The organism is Streptomyces sp. NPDC043812 (assembly GCF_056436245.1).
This window is the reverse complement of sequence record NZ_JBWKCY010000030.1, coordinates 1-23,168: the sequence shown is the minus strand read 5'-3', so window position 1 is coordinate 23,168 and position 23,168 is coordinate 1. Positions and strand designations below refer to the sequence as shown.

The 23,168-nt window shown below is 69.8% G+C and carries 24 protein-coding genes and 1 riboswitch; of the genes, 15 read left to right on the top strand and 9 right to left on the bottom strand.

Going from position 1 to position 23,168, the window contains the following annotated elements; genetic code table 11:
* Positions 1 to 100 precede the first annotated feature (100 nt).
* The 6 genes from AC067Z_RS32560 (at position 101) to AC067Z_RS32535 (ending at position 5,959) form a co-directional block, all read left to right on the top strand.
* Entirely contained in the window at positions 101 to 1,126 is a 1,026-nt protein-coding gene (locus AC067Z_RS32560) for an adenosine deaminase (RefSeq protein ID WP_478793249.1), read from the top strand.
* Positions 1,111 to 1,917 (top strand): glycerophosphodiester phosphodiesterase, encoded by an 807-nt coding sequence (locus tag AC067Z_RS32555; protein ID WP_478793248.1) that lies wholly within the window; start codon positions 1,111 to 1,113, stop codon positions 1,915 to 1,917. The genes AC067Z_RS32560 and AC067Z_RS32555 overlap by 16 nt, the downstream gene beginning before the upstream one ends.
* Positions 1,914 to 2,690, top strand: a complete 777-nt coding sequence (locus AC067Z_RS32550) for an SAM-dependent methyltransferase (protein ID WP_478793247.1) — start codon at positions 1,914 to 1,916, stop codon at positions 2,688 to 2,690. Before AC067Z_RS32555 ends, AC067Z_RS32550 begins: the two co-directional genes overlap by 4 nt.
* Positions 2,690 to 3,880, top strand: a complete 1,191-nt coding sequence (locus AC067Z_RS32545; protein WP_478793246.1) for a sensor histidine kinase — start codon at positions 2,690 to 2,692, stop codon at positions 3,878 to 3,880. The genes AC067Z_RS32550 and AC067Z_RS32545 overlap by 1 nt, the downstream gene beginning before the upstream one ends.
* Positions 3,877 to 4,584 (top strand): response regulator, encoded by a 708-nt coding sequence (locus AC067Z_RS32540; protein ID WP_478793245.1) that lies wholly within the window; start codon positions 3,877 to 3,879, stop codon positions 4,582 to 4,584. The genes AC067Z_RS32545 and AC067Z_RS32540 overlap by 4 nt, the downstream gene beginning before the upstream one ends.
* A 136-nt stretch (positions 4,585 to 4,720) precedes the next feature.
* A complete protein-coding gene (locus AC067Z_RS32535) occupies positions 4,721 to 5,959 on the top strand; it encodes a serine hydrolase domain-containing protein (protein ID WP_478793244.1) in 1,239 nt (412 codons plus the stop codon).
* Positions 5,960 to 5,968: 9 nt separating this feature from the next.
* On the opposite strand, the gene AC067Z_RS32530 is transcribed toward AC067Z_RS32535, so the two are convergent.
* From AC067Z_RS32530 to AC067Z_RS32520, 3 genes are read right to left on the bottom strand one after another with little or no spacing between them, the layout of a single operon-like run.
* A complete protein-coding gene (locus AC067Z_RS32530) occupies positions 5,969 to 6,508 on the bottom strand; it encodes a hypothetical protein (RefSeq protein ID WP_478793243.1) in 540 nt (179 codons plus the stop codon).
* A 30-nt stretch (positions 6,509 to 6,538) separates the two neighbouring features.
* On the bottom strand, positions 6,539 to 7,075 hold the full coding sequence (locus AC067Z_RS32525; protein ID WP_478793242.1) for an HXXEE domain-containing protein: 537 nt from the start codon (positions 7,073 to 7,075) through the stop codon (positions 6,539 to 6,541).
* A gap of 13 nt (positions 7,076 to 7,088) precedes the next feature.
* On the bottom strand, positions 7,089 to 8,252 hold the full coding sequence (locus tag AC067Z_RS32520; protein WP_478793298.1) for an ABC transporter substrate-binding protein: 1,164 nt from the start codon (positions 8,250 to 8,252) through the stop codon (positions 7,089 to 7,091).
* A gap of 161 nt (positions 8,253 to 8,413) precedes the next feature.
* Here AC067Z_RS32520 and AC067Z_RS32515 point away from each other — a divergent pair, with 161 nt between their 5' ends.
* Positions 8,414 to 8,776 carry a DUF1304 domain-containing protein gene (locus AC067Z_RS32515; RefSeq protein WP_478793241.1) on the top strand — a complete coding sequence of 121 codons (363 nt, stop codon included), beginning with the start codon at positions 8,414 to 8,416 and terminating at the stop codon, positions 8,774 to 8,776.
* On the top strand, positions 8,773 to 9,327 hold the full coding sequence (locus AC067Z_RS32510; protein ID WP_478793240.1) for a TetR/AcrR family transcriptional regulator: 555 nt from the start codon (positions 8,773 to 8,775) through the stop codon (positions 9,325 to 9,327). Before AC067Z_RS32515 ends, AC067Z_RS32510 begins: the two co-directional genes overlap by 4 nt.
* A 280-nt stretch (positions 9,328 to 9,607) precedes the next feature.
* Here AC067Z_RS32510 and AC067Z_RS32505 read toward each other — a convergent pair whose 3' ends face one another.
* On the bottom strand, positions 9,608 to 10,186 hold the full coding sequence (locus AC067Z_RS32505) for a dienelactone hydrolase family protein (protein ID WP_478793239.1): 579 nt from the start codon (positions 10,184 to 10,186) through the stop codon (positions 9,608 to 9,610).
* Positions 10,187 to 10,329: 143 nt separating this feature from the next.
* On the opposite strand from AC067Z_RS32505, the gene AC067Z_RS32500 reads away from it, so the two are divergent.
* Both AC067Z_RS32500 and AC067Z_RS32495 read left to right on the top strand, forming a co-directional pair.
* Positions 10,330 to 10,623, top strand: coding sequence for a hypothetical protein (locus tag AC067Z_RS32500; RefSeq protein ID WP_478793238.1), 294 nt, complete (start codon positions 10,330 to 10,332; stop codon positions 10,621 to 10,623).
* Positions 10,624 to 10,730: 107 nt separating this feature from the next.
* Positions 10,731 to 11,201, top strand: coding sequence for a GNAT family N-acetyltransferase (locus AC067Z_RS32495; protein ID WP_478793237.1), 471 nt, complete (start codon positions 10,731 to 10,733; stop codon positions 11,199 to 11,201).
* Positions 11,202 to 11,310: 109 nt separating this feature from the next.
* Here AC067Z_RS32495 and AC067Z_RS32490 read toward each other — a convergent pair whose 3' ends face one another.
* The gene (locus AC067Z_RS32490) at positions 11,311 to 12,750 is read right to left on the bottom strand and encodes a gamma-aminobutyraldehyde dehydrogenase (protein ID WP_478793236.1); all 1,440 of its coding nucleotides are present in this window, start codon (positions 12,748 to 12,750) and stop codon (positions 11,311 to 11,313) included.
* A gap of 165 nt (positions 12,751 to 12,915) precedes the next feature.
* Here AC067Z_RS32490 and AC067Z_RS32485 point away from each other — a divergent pair, with 165 nt between their 5' ends.
* From AC067Z_RS32485 to AC067Z_RS32465, 5 genes are all read left to right on the top strand, one after another.
* Positions 12,916 to 13,431 carry an Lrp/AsnC family transcriptional regulator gene (locus AC067Z_RS32485; protein WP_478793235.1) on the top strand — a complete coding sequence of 172 codons (516 nt, stop codon included), beginning with the start codon at positions 12,916 to 12,918 and terminating at the stop codon, positions 13,429 to 13,431.
* Complete coding sequence (locus AC067Z_RS32480) at positions 13,416 to 14,795, top strand: aspartate aminotransferase family protein (RefSeq protein ID WP_478793234.1); 1,380 nt, start codon at positions 13,416 to 13,418, stop codon at positions 14,793 to 14,795. The genes AC067Z_RS32485 and AC067Z_RS32480 overlap by 16 nt, the downstream gene beginning before the upstream one ends.
* Positions 14,796 to 14,990: 195 nt before the next feature.
* Positions 14,991 to 15,719 carry an ABC transporter ATP-binding protein gene (locus AC067Z_RS32475; RefSeq protein WP_478793233.1) on the top strand — a complete coding sequence of 243 codons (729 nt, stop codon included), beginning with the start codon at positions 14,991 to 14,993 and terminating at the stop codon, positions 15,717 to 15,719.
* Positions 15,701 to 16,846: a hypothetical protein gene (locus AC067Z_RS32470; protein WP_478793232.1), complete on the top strand. Its 1,146-nt coding sequence runs from the start codon at positions 15,701 to 15,703 to the stop codon at positions 16,844 to 16,846. Before AC067Z_RS32475 ends, AC067Z_RS32470 begins: the two co-directional genes overlap by 19 nt.
* A 104-nt stretch (positions 16,847 to 16,950) precedes the next feature.
* A complete protein-coding gene (locus AC067Z_RS32465; RefSeq protein ID WP_478793231.1) occupies positions 16,951 to 18,066 on the top strand; it encodes an LOG family protein in 1,116 nt (371 codons plus the stop codon).
* Between the two features lie 25 nt (positions 18,067 to 18,091).
* On the opposite strand, the gene AC067Z_RS32460 is transcribed toward AC067Z_RS32465, so the two are convergent.
* From AC067Z_RS32460 to rlmN, 4 genes are all read right to left on the bottom strand, one after another.
* On the bottom strand, positions 18,092 to 19,123 hold the full coding sequence (locus AC067Z_RS32460; protein ID WP_478793230.1) for an ABC transporter ATP-binding protein: 1,032 nt from the start codon (positions 19,121 to 19,123) through the stop codon (positions 18,092 to 18,094).
* Positions 19,123 to 20,748, bottom strand: coding sequence for an ABC transporter permease (locus AC067Z_RS32455; RefSeq protein WP_478793297.1), 1,626 nt, complete (start codon positions 20,746 to 20,748; stop codon positions 19,123 to 19,125). Before AC067Z_RS32455 ends, AC067Z_RS32460 begins: the two co-directional genes overlap by 1 nt.
* Positions 20,749 to 20,786: 38 nt before the next feature.
* Positions 20,787 to 21,878, bottom strand: a complete 1,092-nt coding sequence (locus AC067Z_RS32450; protein ID WP_478793229.1) for a thiamine ABC transporter substrate-binding protein — start codon at positions 21,876 to 21,878, stop codon at positions 20,787 to 20,789.
* Positions 21,874 to 21,995, bottom strand: a riboswitch (TPP riboswitch). It overlaps the preceding gene by 5 nt.
* Before the next feature lie 62 nt (positions 21,996 to 22,057).
* Positions 22,058 to 23,164 (bottom strand): dual-specificity RNA methyltransferase RlmN, encoded by a 1,107-nt coding sequence (gene rlmN, locus AC067Z_RS32445; protein WP_478793296.1) that lies wholly within the window; start codon positions 23,162 to 23,164, stop codon positions 22,058 to 22,060.
* Between the last annotated feature and the right edge of the window lie 4 nt (positions 23,165 to 23,168).

Sequence of the window (23,168 nt, the reverse complement as noted above, 5' to 3'; positions counted from 1 at the left end):
CTGAGTGGTCCGGCCATGCTACGACGCCGGTCCCGGCCCCCACCGGGCCGCCTACGATGATCTCCTGACCAGCAGCGGCACTCGCACACGGAGGTACCCGATGTCCGACCTGCGCCCATTCATCGCGGGGCTGCCGAAGGCCGAACTGCATGTGCACCACGTCGGATCGGCGTCCCCGCGCATCGTCGCCGAACTTGCGGCCCTGCACCCGGACTCGAAGGTGCCGACCGACCCCGAAGCCCTCGCCGAATACTTCACCTTCACCGACTTCGCGCACTTCGTCGAGGTCTATCTCTCGGTCGTGGATCTGATCCGCAACCCCGAGGACGTGCGGCTGCTGACCTTCGAGGTGGCCCGGGACATGGCCCGGCAGAACATCCGCTACGCGGAGCTGACCGTGACACCCTTCAGCTCCACCCGCCGCGGCATCGACGACAAGGCCTTCATGGCCGCGATCGAGGACGCGCGCACGGCGGCCGAGAAGGAGCTCGGGGTCGTCCTGCGCTGGTGCTTCGACATCCCCGGCGAGGCCGGCCTGGAGGCCGCGGAGGAAACCGCGCGGCTCGCCGTGGACCTGCACCCCGAGGGCCTGGTCTCCTTCGGCCTCGGCGGACCGGAGATCGGTGTCCCCCGCCCGCAGTTCAAGCCCTTCTTCGACCGTGCGATCGCGGCGGGCCTGCACTCGGTGCCGCACGCCGGGGAGACGACCGGGCCGCAGACGATCTGGGACGCGCTGAACGACCTGCGTGCCGAGCGCATCGGCCACGGCACCAGCTCGACACAGGACCCGAAGCTGCTGGCGCATCTCGCCGAACACCGCATCCCGCTGGAGGTCTGCCCCACCTCCAACATCGCCACCCGCGCGGTCACCGATCTCGACCAGCACCCGATCAAGGAGATGGTCTCGGCAGGAGTGCTGGTGACGATCAACAGCGACGACCCGCCGATGTTCGGCACCGACCTCAACAACGAGTACGCGGTGGCCGCGAGGCTGCTGTCGCTCGACGAGCGGGGTCTTGCCGCCCTCGCGAAGAACGCCGTGGAGGCGTCCTTCCTGGACGCGGCGGGCAAGGCACGGATCTCTTCGGAGATCGACGCGTACACGGGCACGTGGCTCGCCCGGTGAGGACGGCCGGCAGCGGCGCGGGGAGCGGCGGGCGCGAGCGCACAAACGGTGAGCCGCCCGCCGCCGCCCTTCGCGGCGCCCCACGGCGCGCGGTCACCGTCGTCGGCCACCGCGGCGACCCCTATCGTGCCCGGGAGAACACCCTTGCGTCGCTGCGGTCGGCGTTCCACCGCGGCGCGGACGCCGTCGAGATCGACGTGCGCCTCACCCGCGACGGTGTGCCCGTGCTGCTGCACGACGACTCGCTCAAGCGGCTGTGGGGGCAGGACCGGCCGCTCGCGCGGCTCACCCATGCCGATGTCGAGTCCCTGACCGGCGGCGGGGTGCCGACTCTGCGGCAGGCTCTCACGGAGGCGGGCAGGCACCGGCTGATGATCGATCTCCCGGGCGCGACCACGGCGTCGGTACGGACGGTGATGGGCACGGTCCGCGAATGCGGCGCGGGCGACCGCGTCTACTACTGCGCGGGCGCGGCGACGATGCTCGCCGTCCGGGCGCTCGATCCGTCGGCGGAGATCGCGATGACGTGGACGACGCTCGCCCCGCCGCGGCCCGTGCTGCTGGACGCGGTGTCACCGCGCTGGCTGAACTACCGGTTCGGGCTCATCGGGCGGGAGTTGACCGATCGGATCCACGCACAGGGCATGCTGGTGTCGGCATGGACCGCGGACACCCGGCGCACGATGCGCCGGCTGGTCGACTGCGGTGTGGACTCGATCACCACAAACCGTGTGGACACGCTCGGTTCCGTACTGGGCGCGTTGCGGCACAGGAAGGAACCCCGCACGTGAGCGCAGGACTTCGCACCGACATAGCGCACAACGCCCGCGTCTGGAACTACTGGCTGGGCGGCAAGGACAACTATCCGGTGGACCGGGCGGTCGGCGACCAGGTCACCGCCATGTACCCGAGCATCGGCGAAGTCGCCCGCGCGGACCGGGCGTTCCTCGGCCGGGCGGTGTCGGCGCTGACCGGGGAGGCGGGCATACGGCAGTTCCTGGACATCGGCACCGGGCTGCCCACCGCCGACAACACACACGAAGTGGCCCAGCGCATCGCGCCCGACGCCCGCATCGTCTATGTGGACAACGACCCGATCGTGCTGGCCCACGCGCGTGCGCTGCTCACCAGCTCGCCGGAGGGGGTCACCGAGTACCTCGACGCGGACGCCCACCGGCCCGAGGAGATCCTCGATGCCGTCTCGGCGACCCTCGACCTGAAGCAGCCGGTCGCCGTGATGATGCTCGGCATCCTCAATTTCGTGCTGGAGACGGACAGAGCGACGTCGATCGTGCGGACGTTGATGGACGCCGTGCCGTCCGGCAGCCACCTCGTCCTGACCCATCCGACGCTGGAGCTCGGCGGCGAGGGCAACGCCGAGGCGATGGCGTTCTGGAACGAGAACGCGACCCCGCCGATCACCGCCCGCTCGCGTGCGGAGTTCGCGTCCTTCCTGGACGGACTGGAACTGCTGGAGCCGGGCATCGTCTCGTGCGCCCGGTGGCGCGCGGACGGCACGGAACCGGAGGTCGCGCAGTTCGGCGCGGTGGGCCGCAAGCCGTAATGGGCATACGGGGGCAGTGGGGCAGGATCCGCACGCTGAGCGGCGCCAACCCCTGGGCCGTGGACATCGGTGCGGCGCTGCTGGTGCAGGCGGCGATGACGATGCCGTTCGTGGTGCCGCGGTCGGCCGATCAGCCGCCCGCGACGTGGGCGGCATACGGCTTGACGACCCTGACCGTGCTGCCCCTGGTGTGGCGGCGGCGGGCGCCCGTGACCGTGCTGGCCGCGATCCTCGCGTCCAGTGCGCTGTACGTGCTCACGTTGGACGGTCCGGGCCAGCCGCTGCCGTACACCGGACTGGTCATCGTCTACACGATCGCCGCTGTCTCCCCGCCGCGCAAAAGGCTGGGGGTTCTGGTGATGCTTCCGGCAGTGGTGGGCGTGTCCGTGTGGCTCAACACCCGTTCGCTGCGGGAGCTTTCGTTCTCCCTGTTCGTACTGGGCGCCGCGTATGCCTTCGGGCGTCTGGCGGACGTCCGCCAGGCGTATGTCGCGGCCGTCGAGGACCGTGCGGCACAGCTGGAACGCGCCAACAGGATCGAGGCCGAGCAGGCGGCGGCCCGTGAACGGGCCCGTATCGCCCGGGAGATGCACGACGTGCTCGCGCATGCGGTGAGCCTGATGATCGTGCAGGCGGAGGCCGGACCGGTCGCGGTCCGTTCGGCTCCGGAGCGGGCCGAGGCGGCGTTCGACGCCATCGGCGCGACCGGCCGGGACGCCATGGCTCAGCTCCGCCGGATGCTGGGAGTCCTGCGGGAGGAGGGCGAGCAGGCGCCACGCGGTCCGCAACCGGATCTGACGGAGCTGCCCGCGCTGGTGGACCGGGTGCGCGCCAGTGGGCTCGAGGTGTCGTACGAGGTCGGTGGCCCGCACCGGCCGCTGCCGGCGGCGACCGGGGCGACGGTGTTCCGCGTGGTGCAGGAGGCGCTGACCAACGTGGTCAGGCACGCGGCGGCGACGCGGGTGGGCGTGCAACTCGTCAACACGGACGACGCGTTGGAGATCACTGTCACGGACGACGGCCGGGGCCCGGGGAAGACCACCGGGCACGGCCTGCTGGGCATACGGGAGCGTGCTGCCGCCCACGGTGGCACGGCAGCCGCCGGCCGGGGCCCGGACGGCCGGGGCTTCGAGGTCAGGGTCGTGCTGCCTCGCGAGCCCGTAGGCTCCGGTGAGGAGGTGGGGAGTTGACGCTCCGCGTGATGGTGGCCGACGACCAGGAACTGGTCCGCAGCGGCTTCGCGATGATCCTGGACGCACAGCCGGACATCGAGGTGGTCGCCGAGGCCGGTGACGGCGCGCAGGCGGTCGACGCCGTACGTCGGCTCGCTCCGGACGTGGCGCTGCTGGACGTCAGGATGCCGGTCATGGACGGCATCGAAGCGTGTCGCAGGATCACGTCCGAGGGCGACTGCCGCACCGTCATGCTGACCACCTTCGACGTCGACGAGTACGTCTACGAGGCCCTGCACGCCGGCGCGAGCGGTTTCCTCCTCAAGGACGTCCGCCGGGACGATCTCGCGCACGCCGTGCGGGTGGTGGCGCGGGGCGATTCACTGCTGGCGCCGACGGTGGCACGCCGGCTCGTGGAGCAGTACACACGGCACGCGCCCCGTGCCGCGAGTGCGCACGCCCGTCTCGACGTGCTGACTGCGCGGGAGCGGGAGACGCTGCTCCTGTTGGGGCGGGGTCTGTCGAACGCCGAGATCGCCGCGGAGCTCGTGGTGAGCGAGCACACGGTGAAGACGCATGTCGGCAATGTGCTGGCGAAGCTGGGGCTGCGGGACCGCATTCAGGCGGTCATCTGCGCCTACGAGTCGGGGCTGATCGCCGCCGGGTCTCCCCCGCGCGGGGGATCGGATGGGGCCGGCTCCCCCGCACCGGCGAGGAATTGACCGGGCGAAGACCGCCCGCTCCGGCGATCCGTCGATCGCCGCCGGTCAGCAGGATGAGTCAGGTCGGAACAACGCCTGCGCATCACGGCTCGCACCTCGCGAGTCCTGGCGCGCTTCTCGTCCTGGAGTGCTCACGATGCTTGCTCGTACCCGCACTGTTCTTGCCGCCGCCCTCGTCCTGGGGGTGGCAGCCGGCCCTTCCGTCCTTCCCGCGGCGGCACACTCTCCTGCCGCCGGCCGTGCGCCGTCGTCGGCCGCCCCGGACGCCGCCGGCCGGGGACCGGACGCCTTCGCTCCACCGGCGACTGTCTCACCCGGAGCGGAGCCTGACGCGGCTGCGCTGCGCGAGGCCGTCGACGCCGTGCGCGACCCGGACTCCGCGGGCGCGACCGCCGCGCTCGTCCGAGTCGGGGGCGAGGGCCACTGGCGGGGCAGCGCCGGTGTCCACGATCTGCGGAGCGGCCGCCCGGCGGACCCCCGGGCGCGCTTCCGGGCCGGTTCGGTGACGAAGGTCTTCACCGCGGCCACGGTTCTCCAGCTCGCCGGCGAAGGAAGGGTCGACCTGGACCGGCGGGTGCGGGACTATCTGCCGGATCTCATCCCGGCGGCCTACGAGGGCGTGACGGTACGGCAGTTGCTCAACCACACCAGCGGCATACCGGCGCCCGACTTCCGTGGGACGACGGTCGAGGAGTGGTACGAGAACCGCTTCGAACGGCACGATCCGCGGGAGATGGTGCGTTCGGCGACCGCCAAGAAGCCGGAGTTCGCCCCCGGGGAACGCCAGCACTACCTCAACATCGGCTACACGATCGCCGGCCTGCTGATAGAGCGGGTCACAGGCGACTCCTACGAGAGCCAGGTCGCGCGGCGGATCCTGAAGCCGCTGGGTCTGCGCGACACCTACCAGCCGGGCACGGACCCCCGCATCCGCGGCCCCCACAACCACGGCTACCAGGTGTTCGACCGCCCCGACGGCTCGACCGAGCTGCGCGATGTGAGCGTCTGGAGTGTCACGGACGGCTGGGCCGCAGGTGACATCGTCTCCACGACCGCCGATCTGGAGCGCTTCACGAACGCGCTCTTCCGGGGGCAGGTGGTGCGCGGCCCGCTGCTGGAGGAAATGTTCACCTTGCCGCGACTTGAGCACGGCACTGCCAGGTACAGCGCGGGACTGTCGATGCAGAGGCTGGGCGGTCGCGAGGTGTGGGCCAAGTCCGGCGGCCGGTGGGGCTACAACGCGGGCATAGCCGCCACCCGCGACCTCTCACGCACCCTCGCCTACAGCGTCAACTCCACGGACGCGAAGGGGCAGAACACCAACCAGGTCGTGCTGGACGTCGCCGTTGCCGCCTTCGGGGAGCCCTCGGCGTGACACCGCGCCTCAGGCCGCGGCCGGCACCGCCGAGGCGGTGGGCGCCGCAGCCACCAGTGCCTCCAGACGCTTGATCCTGCGGCGCACGATGTACAGCGGGATCACGCCGAACACCCCGAAGGACATGTCGATGACCGACCACCAGAAGGGAATTCCCCGGATGGGACCGCAGATCAGTGCGAGCGGGATGATCCCGGCACAGGCGATCATGCCGAACTCGACCACCCAGATATTGCGCACGGGGTCGCGGTAGGGGCCGTAGAAGGCGACGGCGATCACCAAATGGGCGAAGGCCAGCCAGTCCGTTCCGTACAGCACGAAGGGGTACGTGTCGTCGGTGGCGTCGAGCCCGGTCCGCACGCGTTCGATCCACTCCATCAGCGCGGGCATGTGCTCGGGGACGGGCGAGATGGAGGAGGTCAGCAGGTCCTCCAGCCACCGCATTTCGGTCACCAGCGGGAAGGCCGTCGCTCCGCTCAGCACCAGGCACACGATGAAGATGACCAGCCACACGCGTATCCCCCGCAAGAGGGCTTGTCGCTCGCTCATGCCGCCACCCTACGCCACAAATGAACGTGTTCAAAAGCTGGGTCGTCGAGTGACCCTCCGCGCCACCAGATGCGCGATCACCGTGGCACCCGCTGCGAACGACAGGCCTGTCACCGTGTCCCGCGCCCGTGCGGGCCGCAGCACACCTGCCCGCCGCAGCCGGCCACGCGCCCACAAGGTGAACGGCACCACGATCAGCGGCGACGTCACCGACCCGGGCGTGTAGCCGCGAACGGCCGCCGCCTGGGCGAGATGGACAAGACCGTGCAGCCCGAAGCCGTCCAAGGCGCCGCGGTAGAAGGCAGACCGGCCGCCGGTGCGGTGGCCCGCGACGGCGGCAGCGCCGACGATCGTGGCCATCACGCCGACGGCGACGGCGAATTCGTGCTCGTCGACGGCCTCCATCGAGCGCCACACCCGCTCGGGCACCCCGGGAAAGCGCTCGCGCAGCACGGGAACGTTCTCCCGCACCCAGCGAGGGCCGGTGGCCAGCTCCTCGGCGTCGTGCAGCGCCCAGGCCGCCAACAGGCCGTAGGCGACGACGGGGTTCAGTCGATCCTCACTCATGATCAGGAGTCTGCTACAGGCCCACGATCGCGTTCCATCGCTTCGCGAACTCGGGCCGCTCCCCGGCCGTGATGTCGCGCGCAATGGCGAGCCGGGTGCGCATCGCGTCGTCCGGAAAGATCAGCGGGTCCTCGGCGAGAGCGGCGGTTTCCTCGTCCCCGGACGAGGCGAGCACGTCACGGGCGGCGGGCACGGGACAGACGTAGTTGACCCACGCGGCGAGCTCGGCGGCCACCTCGGGGTCGTAGTAGTGGTCGATCAACGCCTCTGCGTTGCGCTTGTGCCGGGCAAGGTTGGGAATCATCAGGCTCTCCGCCCACAGCTCCGCGCCCTCCTCGGGGACGACGAACTCGATGTCGGGGTTGTCGGCCTGGAGCTGGATGACGTCGCCGGAGTAAGCCTGACAGGCGAGCACGTCCCCCGTGGAGAGGTCCTTGATGTAGTCGTTGCCGGTGAAGCGGCGGATGTGCCGCCGCTTCACGAGCGCTTCGACCTGGTCGCACATCTGATGGAAGTCGTCGGCGCGCCAGCGCGTGATGTCGACACCATTGCCCTGCATCAGCAGGGCGAACGACTCGTCGAGCCCTGACAGCAGCGTCACCTTGCCGCGCAGGTCCTCGGCCCAGAGATCGGCGGTCCCGCCGATCTCCCGGCCGAGCGCGCGGCGGTTGTACGCGATGCCGGTGATCCCGCTCTGCCAGGGGACACTGTGGCGCCGTCCCTCATCGAAGGCGGGCGAACGCAGTTGGGGGTCCAGGTACTTGGCGACATTGGGCTGACTGTCCCGGTCCATTTCCTGCACCCAGCCGAGCCTGACGAACCGTGCAGCCATCCAGTCGCTGATGACGGCCAGGTCCCGACCGGTCTCCTGATGATTCATCAGCGCCGGACTGATCTTCCCGAAGAACTCGTCGTTGTCGTTGATCTCCTCGGTGTAGCGGACGGAGATCCCACTGAGCTCCGTGAATGCCTCCAGGGTTGGGCGCCGCGACGTGTCCTCGTCGTCGGTGTCGATGTAGAGCGGCCAGTTGGCGAAGTCGACGCGCCGTTCGCGCCCGGAGAGGTCACTGCGCGCCCGGTCCCCGGGCGCCACACGGGCCGGTGGTACCCCGCAGCCGGCCAGTGCGAGACCTGCACCGCCGCTGCCGATGGCGCGCAGCAGGAACCGTCGTGACATGGGGTTGTTCCGGATCGCCGACATGATCCGCACGATGCCGGGTCGCGTCGATGGCGGCAATGGACGCAGCGTCGATGCCTGCGCACACTGGGCGACAACCTGTCGATCGTGGACATGTGTCTATACTTCATGGACATACGTCCAATAAGTCGAGGTGTGCGATGAACGCAACGGCCCTTGTGCTTGTCGGCCTGGTGGCCGCGCTGCACGTCTACATCCTGGTCCTGGAGATGTTCCTGTGGCAGCGCAAGCCCGGCCGCGAACTCTCCGGCTTCGACGCGGAGATGGCGCGCGCCACTGCCCCGCTGGCCGCCAACCAGGGCCTGTACAACGGCTTCCTGGCCGCGGGCCTGATATGGGGCATGATCGCCGCCGACCCGACGGGGTACCGCGTCCAGGTCTTCTTCCTCGTGTGCGTTGTCGTCGCGGGTCTGTACGGCGGCCTGACGGCGAACCGGCGCATCCTTGCGGCCCAGGCACTGCCGGGCGCGCTCGCGCTCACGGCCGTGCTGGTGGCGGGATGACCGACCCCCGTGCGGAGCGCACCAGGTCGAGGCTGCGGGCCGCTCTGTTCGAGGAGTGCGCCGGGCATCCGCTGGAGGAGATCAGTGTGGCGGCGGTCGTCCGCCGGGCCTCGGTGGGCCGGGCCACGTTCTACGTGCACTACGCGGACCTCGAGTCGCTGGCGGTCGACGCCTGCGCTGAGGTCGTACGCGATGCGGTGGACGCGCTGCACGCCTGGCGCGGCGTGCCGGACCCGGCGGCGCCGCCCGCGCCCCTGACGGCCTTCTTCACGGATCTGTCGACGCATGCGGAGCTCTACCGCGGCCTGTTGCGCGAGGGCGGCGGCGGCCCGTTGGGCACCCTGCTCCACCGCGAGCTGCGTGCCCGCAGCCGCCATGAACGCGAACTGGCGGGTGCACCCGCCCCGGAACTGATCGCCTCGGCGGTGGCCTCGGCGTTCACGGGCCTGCTGGCGGACTGGCTCCACGGCACGATCGAAGCGTCGCCGCGCGCCATGGCGGAGTCCACCTGGCGCGTCCTGATCACGCTCCATTCGACCCCGCTGCGGTGAACCGGCCCACCGTCGGCCCCGCGCCCGGTGGACCGGAAGCTCATCGAGGTCGACACGAAGATCCAGTTCAAGATCGGTGACCATGCTTTGGAGGCAACTACCGACCGCAGGAGCTCGGATACCGGCTCTGAACTTCGACGATGCACGGACTACCTGTCCGTGACGGCGAGTTGGGATCGTTGCTGCAGCTCGTCCGGGTGACCTCATGGGACAGCCCGTCCACCGGAACGGTGGACGGGCCGCGAGGTCGTCAGCCGGACAGGATCAGGTTGTTGATGCCCTACTTGATGCGGTCGAGGAAGCCGAGCACCCGATGGTTGACCTGCATCGCGGCCTGTTCGACGTAGGTCGGCAGGCTGCTGTCGGTGAACAGGTGCCTGTCGCCGGGGTAGAGGAACAGCTCGGCATCCGTCGCCGTCTCGACGAGCGCGCGGGCGGCGTCCACATCGCCCTCCCCGGCGAAGAACGGATCTGCGTCCATGCCGTGGATCTGGACCGGGACGTCCTGGGGCCAGGCACCGCCGAACTCCGAGACCGGGACGCATGCCTCGAGCAACAGTGCGCCCTTTGCCCCGGGGCGGGTCTGGGCCAGCTTCTGCGCCGGCAGGACGCCGAGCGAGAACCCGATGTAGACGAGCTCCGCAGGCAGCCCCTCGGCGGCGGCGGTTCCGCGCGCGGTGATCGTGTCGAACCCGGCGTTCTCGGCGTAGCCGACGCCTTCCTCGAAGCTGTCGAATACCTGCCCCTCGTACAGGTCTGGAACGTGGACGGTGTGTCCGGCCCGTTGCAGCTGCTCGGCGAGCTCGCGAACGCCGGCGGTCAGCCCGTGTCCATGGTGGAAGACCAGCACCTCAGCCATGTTGCTCCCCTCGTTCCGGTGCCCGAGCGGCGCCGCGGCACGAGTATGGCCCGCAGCACTGACATCCGCGGGCCCGGCCGGACAGGGTCAGTCGGGGGTCCCGGTTCGGTGAGGCGGGCTTCGAGGTCGGCGACTCGCCGGTCTTGGAAGCGGAGGTTGGAACGGCCGGCCTTGAGTCGCTCGTCGAGGGTGCGGTTTTCGGCGGTGATCTGTCGGAGCCGCTGCTTGAGGGTGGTGTTGTCGGTGGTGATCCGTTGGACGGTCTCCTCGGTCCACGCGGTTTCCAAGTCTCGGATCTCACCGAGGAGTTCGCCGATGCGGGTGCGCTGGGTGGCGATCTCCTGCAGCAGGAGCTGTTCGACTTCGCCGAGGAGCACAAGGACTGGCTGGTCGTCTTCCACCTGCCGCCATACGCGCTTCCCTGTCGGCTCGCGTAGTAGACGGCGCTGGTCCTCTTCTCCGGGTGGTGCGGCTCGCCGGCATGGAACCGTGATCTAGTCGGATCGACGGCTTCAGGCAGCGATCGAGAAGGGTGGTCCGTGCCGTGTCAACCAACGGTGCCTGGCGGATCCGACGCGCCGAACCTGACGAGGCCGGCGAGCTTGAAGGGCTCCAGGATCGATCGTCGACCCACTGGGGGTACCCACCGGGCTACTTCGACTGGGCGGGTGAGGCTCGGGCGATTCCAGATGCCTATGTCCGGAACAACCCGGTCTTCGTCCTGGAGGAGGACGGCAAGAGTCTTGGCTTCTACGGTTTCACCGAGGAGGACGGTGACCTGCTCCTGGACAAGCTCTTCGTTGACGCCGATGAGATCGGCAAGGGTTACGGCAAGCTTCTCTGGCAGCATGCGATCCAGACGGCGCGCGAGCTTGGGCGATCGGAGTTCATCGTTGGTTCGGATCCGAACGCCGCTCCGTTCTACGCAGCCATGGGGGCCGTGCAGTATGCGACGAAGCCGACCGCCGAGCCATCCTGGACCCTGCACATGTTCCGTTACACCCTCTCAAGCTAGCTAGGGCGTTTCTTTCGGTCCATCGTGCGGACCAGATGTGTATGCCGGCGATGTGTTCCAAGAGGCGGGGCGGGGGAAGAACTCCCCGCCCCGCGTCCCGCGCGCCCGGTCAGCCGTCGAGCGACGTCATCACGTGCTTGATCCGCGTGTAGTCGTCGAAGCCGTACGACGACAGGTCCTTGCCGTAGCCCGACTTCTTGAAGCCGCCGTGCGGCATCTCCGCCACCAGCGGGATGTGAGTGTTGATCCACACGCAGCCGAAGTCCAGCGACTTGGACATCCGCATGGCACGCGCGTGGTCCTTCGTCCACACCGACGACGCCAGCGCGTACTCCACGCCGTTCGCCCAGTCCAGCGCCTGGGCCTCGTCCGAGAAGGACTGGACGGTGATGACCGGGCCGAAGACCTCGTTCTGGATGATCTCGTCGTCCTGCTTGAGGCCGGAGACGACGGTCGGGGCGTAGAAGTAGCCCTTGTCGCCGACCCGCTGGCCGCCCGCCTCGACCTTGGCGTGCGCCGGCAGCCGGTCGATGAAGCCGGTGACCTGGTCCAACTGGTTGGCGTTGTTCAGCGGCCCGTAGAGCACGTCGTCGTCATCCGGCGCACCCGTCTTGGTCTCGGCCGCCGCCTTGGCGAGCGCGGCGACGAACTCGTCGTGGATGGAGTCCTGCACGAGCACGCGCGTCGCCGCCGTGCAGTCCTGTCCGGCGTTGAAGAAGCCCGCCACCGAGATGTCCTCGACGGCCTTGGCGATGTCGGTGTCCTCGAACACCACGACCGGAGCCTTGCCGCCGAGCTCCAGGTGGACGCGCTTGACGTCCTTGGCCGCGGAGGCGGCGACCTGGATGCCCGCGCGTACCGAGCCGGTGATGGAGGCCATGGCGGGGGTCGGGTGCTCGACCATCGCGCGGCCCGTGTCGCGGTCGCCGCAGACGACGTTGAAGACGCCCTTGGGGGCGATCGCACCGATGATCTCGGCCATCAGCACAGTCGACGCGGGCGTGGTGTCGGACGGCTTCAGCACCACGGTGTTGCCCGCGGCCAGCGCCGGGGCGAACTTCCACACCGCCATCATCATCGGGTAGTTCCACGGTGCGACCTGCGCACAGACACCGACCGGCTCGCGGCGGACGATGGAGGTCATGCCCTCCATGTACTCGCCGGCGGAGCGGCCCTCGAGCATGCGCGCGGCGCCCGCGAAGAAGCGGATCTGGTCCACCATCGGCGGGATCTCTTCGGTGCGGGTCAGCCCCAGCGGCTTGCCCGTGTTCTCCGACTCGGCCGCGATCAGGTCCTCGGCGCGCTCCTCGAAGGCATCGGCGATCTTCAGCAGCACCTTCTGGCGCTCGGCCGGCGTGGTGTCGCGCCATGCGGGGAAAGCGGCCGCGGCAGCGTCCATGGCGGCATCGACGTCCGCCTGGCCGGAGAGCGGCGACGTGGCGTACACCTCGCCGGTGGCAGGGTTGACGACGTCGATCGTCCGTCCGTCGGCGGCGTCCTTGAACTCCCCGTTGATGTAGTTGCGCAGACGACGCGGCTCGGTGGTCACTGTTGCCACCCCTCCTTGAGATGTCCGATGGGTGAGACACCCCACCCTAAACGCTTCTCAGACGTTTTCAACAGGCCCGACCCCCTGCTCCTTCGGATTCCGTGAGATTCGCGCCCTTCAACAACGAATTTCATCACTCAGGGCTTGCCAGACCGACGAGTCCCAGTGCAGAGTGTCGTCGTGGCCAGTCGTAGCGCAGACTCCAGGAACGGGACCGGATTCGGTTCGTCGACCCCGACGATCGATGCGGTCTCCCTCGCAATCATCGAACAGCTCCAGGAGGACGGCCGCCGTCCTTATGCCGCGATAGGCAAGGCCGTGGGCCTTTCCGAAGCGGCCGTGCGACAGCGCGTCCAGAAGCTGCTCGATCAGGGCGTGATGCAGATCGTCGCCGTCACCGACCCGCTCACCGTGGGCCTGCGACGCCAGGCGATGGTCGGCATCAGGGTCTCGGGCGACCTCGACCCTGTGGCGGATGCGCTCACGGCCATGGCCGAATGCGAGTACGTGGTGATGACCGCGGGCTCCTTCGACCTGATGGTGGAGATCGTCTGCGAGGACGACGACCACCTGCTCGAAGTGATCAACAGGCGGATCCGCGCGCTCCCCGGCGTGCGCTCCACCGAGAGCTTCGTCTACCTCAAGCTCAAGAAGCAGACCTATATGTGGGGAACCCGATAGCCGTGAGCCAGGACCTCTCCAAGACTGCCTACGACCACCTGTGGATGCACTTCACCCGCATGTCGTCGTACGAGCACGCACCCGTGCCCACCATCGTGCGTGGCGAGGGCACCTACATCTACGACGACAAGGGCAAGCGCTACCTGGACGGTCTCGCCGGCCTGTTCGTCGTCAACGCCGGTCACGGCAGGCACGAGCTCGCCGAGACCGCCTACAAGCAGGCCCAGGAGCTCGCCTTCTTCCCGGTGTGGTCCTATGCGCACCCGAAGGCGATCGAGCTGGCCGAGCGTCTGGCCAACCACGCGCCCGGCGACCTCAACAAGGTCTTCTTCACGACCGGCGGCGGCGAGGCGGTCGAGACCGCCTGGAAGCTCGCCAAGCAGTACTTCAAGCTGCAGGGCAAGCACACCAAGTACAAGGTCATCTCGCGTGCGGTGGCCTACCACGGCACCCCGCAGGGGGCCCTGTCCATCACCGGTCTGCCCGCCCTGAAGGCGCCGTTCGAGCCGCTGGTCCCCGGCGCGCACAAGGTGCCGAACACCAACATCTACCGCGCCCCGATCCATGGCGACGACCCCGAGGCCTTCGGCCGCTGGGCCGCCGACCAGATCGAGCAGCAGATCCTGTTCGAGGGGCCCGAGACCGTCGCCGCGGTGTTCCTGGAGCCCGTCCAGAACGCGGGCGGCTGCTTCCCGCCCCCGCCCGGATACTTCCGGCGGGTCCGCGAGATCTGCGACCAGTACGACGTGCTGCTCGTCTCCGACGAGGTCATCTGCGCCTTCGGCCGGCTCGGCACCACGTTCGCGTGCGACAAGTTCGGCTACGTGCCGGACATGATCACCTGCGCCAAGGGCATGACCTCGGGCTACTCCCCGATCGGCGCCTGCATCATCTCCGACCGCCTGGCGGAGCCGTTCTACAAGGGCGACAACACCTTCCTGCACGGCTACACCTTCGGCGGCCACCCGGTCTCCGCAGCCGTGGGCCTCGCCAACCTCGACATCTTCGAGCGCGAGAGCCTCAACCAGCACGTCCTGGACAACGAGGGCAACTTCCTGTCCACGCTGCAGAAGCTGCATGACCTGCCGATCGTCGGCGACGTCCGCGGCAACGGCTTCTTCTACGGCATCGAGCTGGTGAAGGACAAGGCCACCAAGGAGTCCTTCAACGACGAGGAGACCGAGCGCGTCCTGTACGGCTTCCTCTCCAAGGCGCTGTACGACAACGGCCTGTACTGCCGCGCCGACGACCGTGGCGACCCGGTCATCCAGCTCGCGCCGCCGCTGATCGCCGACCAGTCGACGTTCGACGAGATCGAGCAGATCCTGCGCGCCGTGCTCACAGAGGCGTGGACGAAGCTCTAGTCTCCCCGCCGACCCCGCTGCGGCCCCTGCGTCACCGGCCCGGGTACCTCCATCCGAGTGAGATGGACGGTGCCCGGGCCGCGTGCTTCCCAGGACCCCGGCAGTGACTCCTTAGCGTGCCCAGTGACCGATCGGCCCTGTCTTCGTTCCCCCGTACGGGGGGCCGGAAATCTGATCAGAACCGAGGTGTACGCCATGGTTGCCCCGCCGGACAACGATGTGATCTGGGCTCGTTCCCTGCACCACGCCCACCGCGGCTCGCCGGCGCTCGTCGGTGTGTCGCTCGGCGTGCGGGAGGGCGAGATCCTCGCCGTGTGCGGTGCGCGCGGCAGCGGAAAGACCACGCTGCTGCAGTGCCTGTCCGGCCAACTCGTCCCGCAGCAGGGCGAGGTGTGGTTCAACAGCGCCCCTGTGCACACGATGCCCCCGCTGCAGCGCGAGCGGCTGCGTCGCGACCGGTTCGGCTGGATCGACCCCGAACCGACCCTCGTCCCCGAACTCAAGGCATGGGAGAACGCGGCGCTCCCCCTGCTGCTGCGCGGGGTCTCCCGTCGCGCCGCCAAGACCGCCGCCATGGAGTGGATGGAGCGCCTGGACATCGGCGCGGCTGCCGAGAAACGGCCCTACGCCCTCGTCCGCGCCGAGCAGCAGCGCGTCGCCGTGGCCCGCTCCCTGGTCACCACGCCATCCGTCCTGTTCGCCGACGAGCCGACCGCGACGCTGCACAGCATCGACCGGGCCCATGTCCTGCGTACGGTCACCGCGGCGGCCAGGTCGCACCGCATCACCATGGTGCTCGCCACGCACGACCCCGACGTGGCGGCGATCGCCGACCGGACCGTCGTCATCGCGGACGGGCGCCGGGCGGGCTCCCCGGCCTCCTACGACGCGGAAGGCCGCGCCGCGTGCTCGCTCTCCGTCTAGCCCGCGGCGCCGATGCCCTCGTACAACTGCGGCGGCTGATGGTGGCCGCGGCGTCCGCGGGCGTCGGGTTTCTGCTTCTGTGCACGCTGACGTACGCGCTGTCCCACCCGGCCGACTCCGGGGCCGCCACTCTGCGTCTGCTGTGGTGCCTGATCCCGCTCGCCGCGACGGTCTACTTCGCGGTGGCCGTGGCCCGCACCGACCCCGGGACCCGCCCGCGGGCCGGTCTGTCGGCCGTGGGCCTCGGCCCCGCCCGGCTGACCGTTTTCGCTGCGGCGACCACCGCCGTGGCCGCGACGCTCGGAAGCGCGGTCGCCCTGCTGTTCTTCCTGCATCTGCGGGGCGACCTGGCCGGGCTGCCGTTCGACGGGGCGGCCGCCGAACTGCTCGCGGCTGACGAATCGCTTCCGCTGGGCGCGGCTCTGACTCTGCTGGCGCTCGTGCCCGTTGCGGCGTCGGTCTCGGCCGCCGTTGCGCTGCGGCCCCGGTCGTCCGAACAGGGAGAGGACGGGGCGCCCGCGACCACCCCCGCGGGGCTGCCGTGGGGTGTCGCCCTGATTGCCGTGGGACTCGCCGTCGAGACGTACGCGAGCGGCCGCCCGTCCGGCGACGAACTGCCCGTACCCGGCCAGGTCGCCGGGCACCCCGCCGGTGTGCTCGCAGGCTGGGCGCTGACCGCGATCGGACTCTGGCTGGCCGGTCCGGCTCTCACCCATCTGTGCGGCCGCGTACTGCAGGCAGTGCGTCCCGGCGCGACCCGGTTGCTGGCCGGCCGTGTGCTCATGGAGGAGTCCCGCCGCATCGGCCGGCCCCTCGGCGTGGTGTGCGCGGTGGCTTCGGGGACGCTGGCGGCGACCGTGCTGTACGGGAACACGCCGCGCCCCTGGGGTCCCCTGACATCGCTGGGCGCGACGCTGATCATCGTCTGCACCATCTCGACGCTGCTGACGGCGGCTTTGGAGGCCCGGCAGTCGCGCACCGCGACGACGGCCGCCCTGCTGCAGCTGGGCGCGCACCCGACGGCGCTGCGTCAGGCGGCGGCGCTGCGCGCCCTGGCCCTGCTGCTGCTGTTCGGGCCGCTGACATGGACGGTGGCCGCCCTGGCGGCGGCGCCGCTGAAGGGCTAGGCCCCGTCCCGGGAGCCCGTGCCCGCGACCGATCCGACGGTCCGGGCTCTTCGGGGCGTGGGCCCCGGCGCCGCGTACCCGTCCCGGATGCCTATCGTGGGCCCATGACGCACTCCGGGAGCCATGCACACGACAACGAGATCGAATCACTCGAGGAGTTCGACGAGGTCGTCTCGCGGGGTCCGCTCACCGGGCATCGGGTTCAGGCGGTCGATCTCACGCACCGCACGGCCGCACTGCTCGATCGCGACACCGGCGGTTCGGTGTTCCTGGGATGTGCCATGGAAGCCGACGCGGCGGCCAAGGTCCGCGCGGATGGTGCACTCGTCTTCCCGCCGGTGCCGGATCTGCCGTTCTCCCCGTACCGCGGACTGCTGTACACCGCCGACGAGCTCTTCTCGGGACTCGACGGCGGATACGACGCCACGCCCGACGCCCTCACGTACGCATGGTTCCAGCGCACCAAGGCCGACGGTGACATCTTCGCCTCGATGCTCCGCTCGATCCACGACGACGCCATCTCCGACGCCCTGGACGAACTCCTCGTCGGCGCACAGGTGGTGGGCGTGATGGGCGGGCACGCGATGGGCCGGGGCACCCCGGCGTACGCGGGTGCCGCGCGGCTGGGCAGGGACCTTGCCCGCGGCGGTTTCACCGTGGCGACCGGCGGCGGGCCCGGTGCGATGGAGGCCGCCAACCTCGGCGCCTACGCCGCCCCGCATCCGGAGGAGATGCTGGAGGACGCGCTGCGACTCCTCGCGAAGGCACCGTCGTTCACCCCTTCGGTGACGGACTGGGCGCAGGCGGCCTTCGAGGTGTGCCGGCGCTGGCCGGACGGCGGTGACTCCGTCGGCATCCCGACCTGGTTCTACGGTCATGAGCCGCCGAACGCGTTCGCCGGGCACATCGCCAAGTACTTCGCCAACGCCACCCGCGAGGACGGTCTGCTCGCCCGGTCCGGCGCGGGCGTGATCTTCCTGCCGGGCGCTGCCGGGACCGTGCAGGAGATCTTCGACAACGCGACCCCGAACTACTACGAATCGCGCGGCGAGCCGACTCCCATGGTGCTGGTGAACCGGGCCCACTGGACGGAGTGTCTGCCCGCCTGGCCGCTGCTGCAGTCGCTCGCCCGGGACCGGTCGATGGAGACCCGTATCGCACTGGTCGACTCGGTCGACGAGGCGCCGCAGGCGCTGCGGCGGCTGCGGGACGGCACGTAACAGGGACGGCGCCGAATACGGTCCGTCAGTCGTCCCGGTCCAGGACCACCACGTCGTCCGCGGCGAAGACGACGCCGACGGCCGCCCCCTCCTCCGGAGCGTCCCGCAGGGAGCATTCGGCCTCCAGCGCGGGACCGTCCGCGGGCCGGAGCCGTACCGCGACATGGCTGCCGCGGAAGGTGCGCGAGGCGACGACTGCCTCCAGGCCCTGGCCCGGTTCCGTGAGGCGGACGCCGGGCGGCCGTACGAGAAGGGTGCGTTCGCCCTGCGGCGAGCCGTCCGGGACCGGGACCTTGCCCCAGACGGTGTCGGCGACCGAGCCGCTCACCGTCGCGGGCACGACATTGTCGAAGCCGAGGAAACGGGCCACGAATCCCGACGCCGGCCGCTGCCACACCTGCAGCGGAGTGCCGGCCTGGGCGATGCGCCCGTCCCGCATGACGACGACGCGGTCCGCGAGTGCGAAAGCCTCGCCCTGGTCGTGGGTGACGGCGAGCACGGTGGTACCGAGCCGGCCGAACAGCCCGCGCAGTTCGACGACGAGCCTTTCGCGCAGCCCGCGGTCCAACTGGCCGAGGGGCTCGTCGAGCATCAGCAGCTTCGGCTCCGGCGCGAGCGCCCGGGCGAGCGCCACCCGCTGCTGTTCGCCACCGGACAGTGCGGCGACGGAGCGACGCTGCGCCCCCGGCAGACCGACCAGCTCGAGCAACTCGTCGACCCGTCCGCCCTGTTCGCCCCTACCCACGCCTCGCATACGCAGACCGAAGGCGACGTTGCCCGCCACATCGCGCTGCGGGAAGAGCTGATGGTCCTGGAACATCAGCCCGACGCCGCGCCGGTGGGCGGGCACGCCCGCCTGGTCGGCTCCCGCTAGCAACACCCGTCCGGCGTCGGCCTGCTGAAGTCCCGCGACCACCCTGAGCAGGGTGGACTTGCCACTGCCGCTGGGACCCAGCACACAGACGATCTCGTGCTCGGCGACCTCGAGGTCCACCGCGTCGAGCGCAGGGCGCGATCCGAACCGTACGCTGACGCCCTCCAGTTCCAGCAGCGTCATCAGAACTCCCTGGAGGTCGTGTCGGTGCGGATTCGTTCGAGGAGGAGCAGTGCGACCGCGCACACGACCATCAGGATCGTGCTGAGCGCCATCGCCTGCCCGTAGTTGAGCTCGCCGGGGCGGCCGAGGAGGCGAGCCACGGCGACGGGCAGGGTCGGGTTGTCCGGGCGGGCGAGGAAGACCGTGGCACCGAACTCGCCGAGGGAGACGGCGAACGCGAATCCCGCGGCCACCAGCAGCGCCCTGCGCACGAGCGGCAGATCGACCTCACGCCAGACCCGCAGTGGCGATGCGCCGAGCACGGCCGCTGCCTCGCGCAGCCGGTCGTCCACGGCACGCAGGACCGGAACCATGATCCGTACGACGAAGGGGATGCCGACCAGCGCCTGCGCCAGGGGCACCAGCATCCACGAGGCCCGCAGGTCCAGGGGCGGCTCGTCGAGGGTGATCAGGAAGCCGAAGCCGACGGTCACGGCCGAAACCCCGAGGGGCAGCATCAGCAGGGCGTCGAACCCGCGCACGAGCCGTCCGGACGGAGTCCGGGTGACGGTGAGCGCCGCTGCGGCGAGCCCGCCGACCACGACCGAGACGGCGGTCGCGACGAGCGCGTACTGAAGGGAGTTGGCCACGGCCTCGATCGGCGGGACAAGGAACGCCCCGCCGCTCTCGTCGAGACGGGTGAGCGCGCGGTAGTAGTCGAGGCCATAGCCGCCGGGGGTGTCGAAGGACCGTTCGACGAGCACGACGAGCGGTGCGATCAGGAGCAGGACGACGGTGACGAGGACACCGCCGAACAGTGACCACTGGGCCGCACCCCGCGGTCGGCGGGCCGTGCGGGCCGGGTCGACGAGCTTCAGCGCGCTCTCCCGCTTGCGCACGGTCCGGGCGTGCACGACGAGGACCGCGACGACCGCCACGAGTTGCACGAGCGTGAGCACGGCAGCCGTCGGCAGGTCGAGGAACTCCGCCGTCTGCCGGTAGATCTCGACTTCGAGCGTGGAGAAGGCCGGGCCGCCCAAGATCTGCACCACGCCGAAGGAAGTGAAGGTGAACAGGAAGACCATGAGAGCGGCGGCCGCGATGGACGGCGTGAGGGCGGGCAGCGTCACCCGCCGCCAGGCCGCGAACCGTCCGGCGCCCAGCACACGGGCGGCTTCCTCCTGGCGCGGGTCCAGCTGCGACCACAGGCCGCCGACGGTGCGGACGACCACCGCGTAGTTGAAGAAGACGTGTGCGAGGAGGATGGCCCAGACCGTGGTGTCCAGCCGCAGCCCCCACAGTTCGTCGAGCAGGCCGCCCCGGCCGAGGAGCGCGAGGAACGCGGTGCCGACGACGACGGTCGGCAGCACGAACGGCACGGTCACCACGGCACGCAGCACCCGCTTGCCCGGGAAGTCGAACCGGGCGAAGACATAGGCGCCGGGCAGCGCGATCAGCAGGGTGAGCACTGTGGAGGCGAGGGCCTGCCAGGTGGTGAACCACAGGACGTGCAGGATGTCGGAACGCCCGAGGACCTCGCCGAACCGGCCGAACTGCCAGGTTCCTTCGGCGCGGAGTCCCCTGCCCACGATCGCGGTGACGGGGTAGGCGAAGAAGACGGCGAAGAACACGACGGGCCCGGCGATCAGGGCGAGCCGCGCCGCGTTCCCGCGCAGGGACTTCCTTACTTCAGGACGAGCGAGGACCACGACCGGACCCACTGCTCACGGTTCGCGGCGATCGTGCCGGGGGCGACGGTCTCGGGCTCGTCGACGACGACACCATGCTTGGTGAACAGCTCCGGAAGCTGCGCACCCTCGATCACCGGGTTCACGAACATGTTCAGCGGCATGTCCTCCTGGAACTTCTTGGTGACCAGGAAGTCCAGCAGCGCCTTGCCGCCCTTTTCGTTCTTGGCTCCCTGAAGCAGTCCGGCGAACTCGATCTGCCGGAAGCAGGTGCCGGTGGCGACCCCTGTGGGGGCCTCGGCGGGCTGCGGGTCAGCATAGAGGACCTCGACGGGCGGGCTGGAGGCGTACGAGACCACGAGGGGCCGGTCGGCCTTGGCCTTCTTGCCGCCCGCGGAACCGGAGAACTCCTCGTTGTACGCCTGCTCCCAGCCGTCGACGACCTTGACGCCGTTGGCCTTGAGCTTCTTCCAGTAGTCCTGCCAGCCGGATTCGCCGAACGCGCCGACGCTGCCGAGCAGGAAGCCGAGACCGGGCGAGGAGGTGGCGGCGTTCTCCACGACGAGCATGTTCTTGTACTCGGGCTTCGCGAGGTCCGCGAACGTCTTCGGCGGCGCGAGCTTCTTGTCGGCGAAGTACTTCTTGTCGTAGTTCACGCAGATGTCGCCGGTGTCGACGGGCGTGACACGGTGCTTGTCCGCGTCGAGCTGCACCGCGTCCGCGACCTGGCCGAGGCCCTCGGCCTCGTACGGGACGAACAGGTCGTTGTCGAGGGCCCGTGAGAGCAGGGTGTTGTCGACGCCGAAGAAGACGTCGCCCTGCGGGGAGCCCTTGGTGAGGATCTCCTTGTTGAGCGCGGCGCCCGCGTCCCCGCTCTTGAGCACCTTGACCGTGTACCCGGTCTGCTTGGTGAACTCCTTGAGCACCGCGTCGGAGGCGGCGAACGACTCGTGGCTGACGAGCGTCACGGTCTTGGACCCCTTGCCCGTGCCGGAATCCTTGGACTCCTCCCCGCACGCCGCGAGGGTGGTGACGCCGACGGCGGCGGCGAGCGCGGTGCCGATGGCACGCCGAAGCTGGCTGTTCATAATGGTGCTGACTCCCTACGCCGGTATGACCCGGATCAGGTCCGAGGGTCTGCGGCCCGTGGCCGTGAAGGCCTCGCCGCACTCTCAGCGCTGTTCTGCGCTCCCCTGTCGGAATGCTTCTTTGTTCGATTGTGCGAATGCACAGGGCACAGTATCAGCCATGGCCGAGGGCCCTGCGGTCACCGTTCCTGCGCCGCCAGCTGTCCGCAGGCGCCGTCGATCTCCTGGCCGCGTGTGTCCCGGACGGTGACCGGCACGCCGTGGGCGGCGATGGCGTCCACGAACGCCTTCTCGTCCTCGGGGCGCGACGCGGTCCACTTCGAACCCGGGGTCGGGTTGAGCGGGATCAGGTTCACATGGACCCGCTTGCCCTTGAGCAGGCGTCCCAGCAGGTCGCCTCGCCACGCCTGGTCGTTGATGTCGCGGATCAGCGCGTACTCGATGGAGATACGGCGGCCCGACTTCTCCGCGTACTCCCAGGCGGCGTCGAGAACTTCGCGGACCTTCCAGCGGGTGTTGACCGGGACGAGGGTGTCGCGCAGTTCGTCGTCCGGTGCGTGCAGCGAGACGGCGAGACGGCACTTGAAGCCCTCGTCGGAGAAACGCTGCATCGCGGGCACCAGGCCGACCGTGGAGACGGTGATCCCACGCTGGGAGAGACCGAGGCCGTCCGGCTCGGGGTCGGTCAGCCGGCGGATGGCGCCGACGACCCGCTTGTAGTTGGCCAGCGGCTCACCCATGCCCATGAACACGATGTTCGACAGCCGGGACGGCCCGCCGGGGACCTCGCCGTCACGCAGGGCGCGCATGCCGTCGACGATCTGGTGCACGATCTCGGCGGTCGACAGATTGCGGTCGAGCCCAGCCTGCCCGGTCGCACAGAACGGGCAGTTCATCCCACAGCCCGCCTGCGAGGAGATGCACATCGTGACCCGGTCCGGGTAACGCATCAGAACGGACTCGACCAGCGTCCCGTCGTGCAGCCGCCACAGGGTCTTGCGCGTGGTGTCGTCGTCGCACGAGATGTGCCGCACGACGGACATCAGGTCGGGCAGCAGCTCCGTGGCGAGCTTCTCGCGTGCGGAGGCAGGGATGTCGGTCCACTGCGCGGGGTCGTGGGCGTACCGCGCGAAGTAGTGCTGCGACAGCTGCTTGGCGCGGAAGGGCTTCTCGCCGATCGCGGCGACGGCGTCCTTGCGCTCGGCGGGCGTGAGGTCGGCAAGATGCCGCGGCGGCTTCTTGGCTCCGCGGGGCGCGACGAAAGTGAGTTCTCCGGGCTTGGGCATGGTG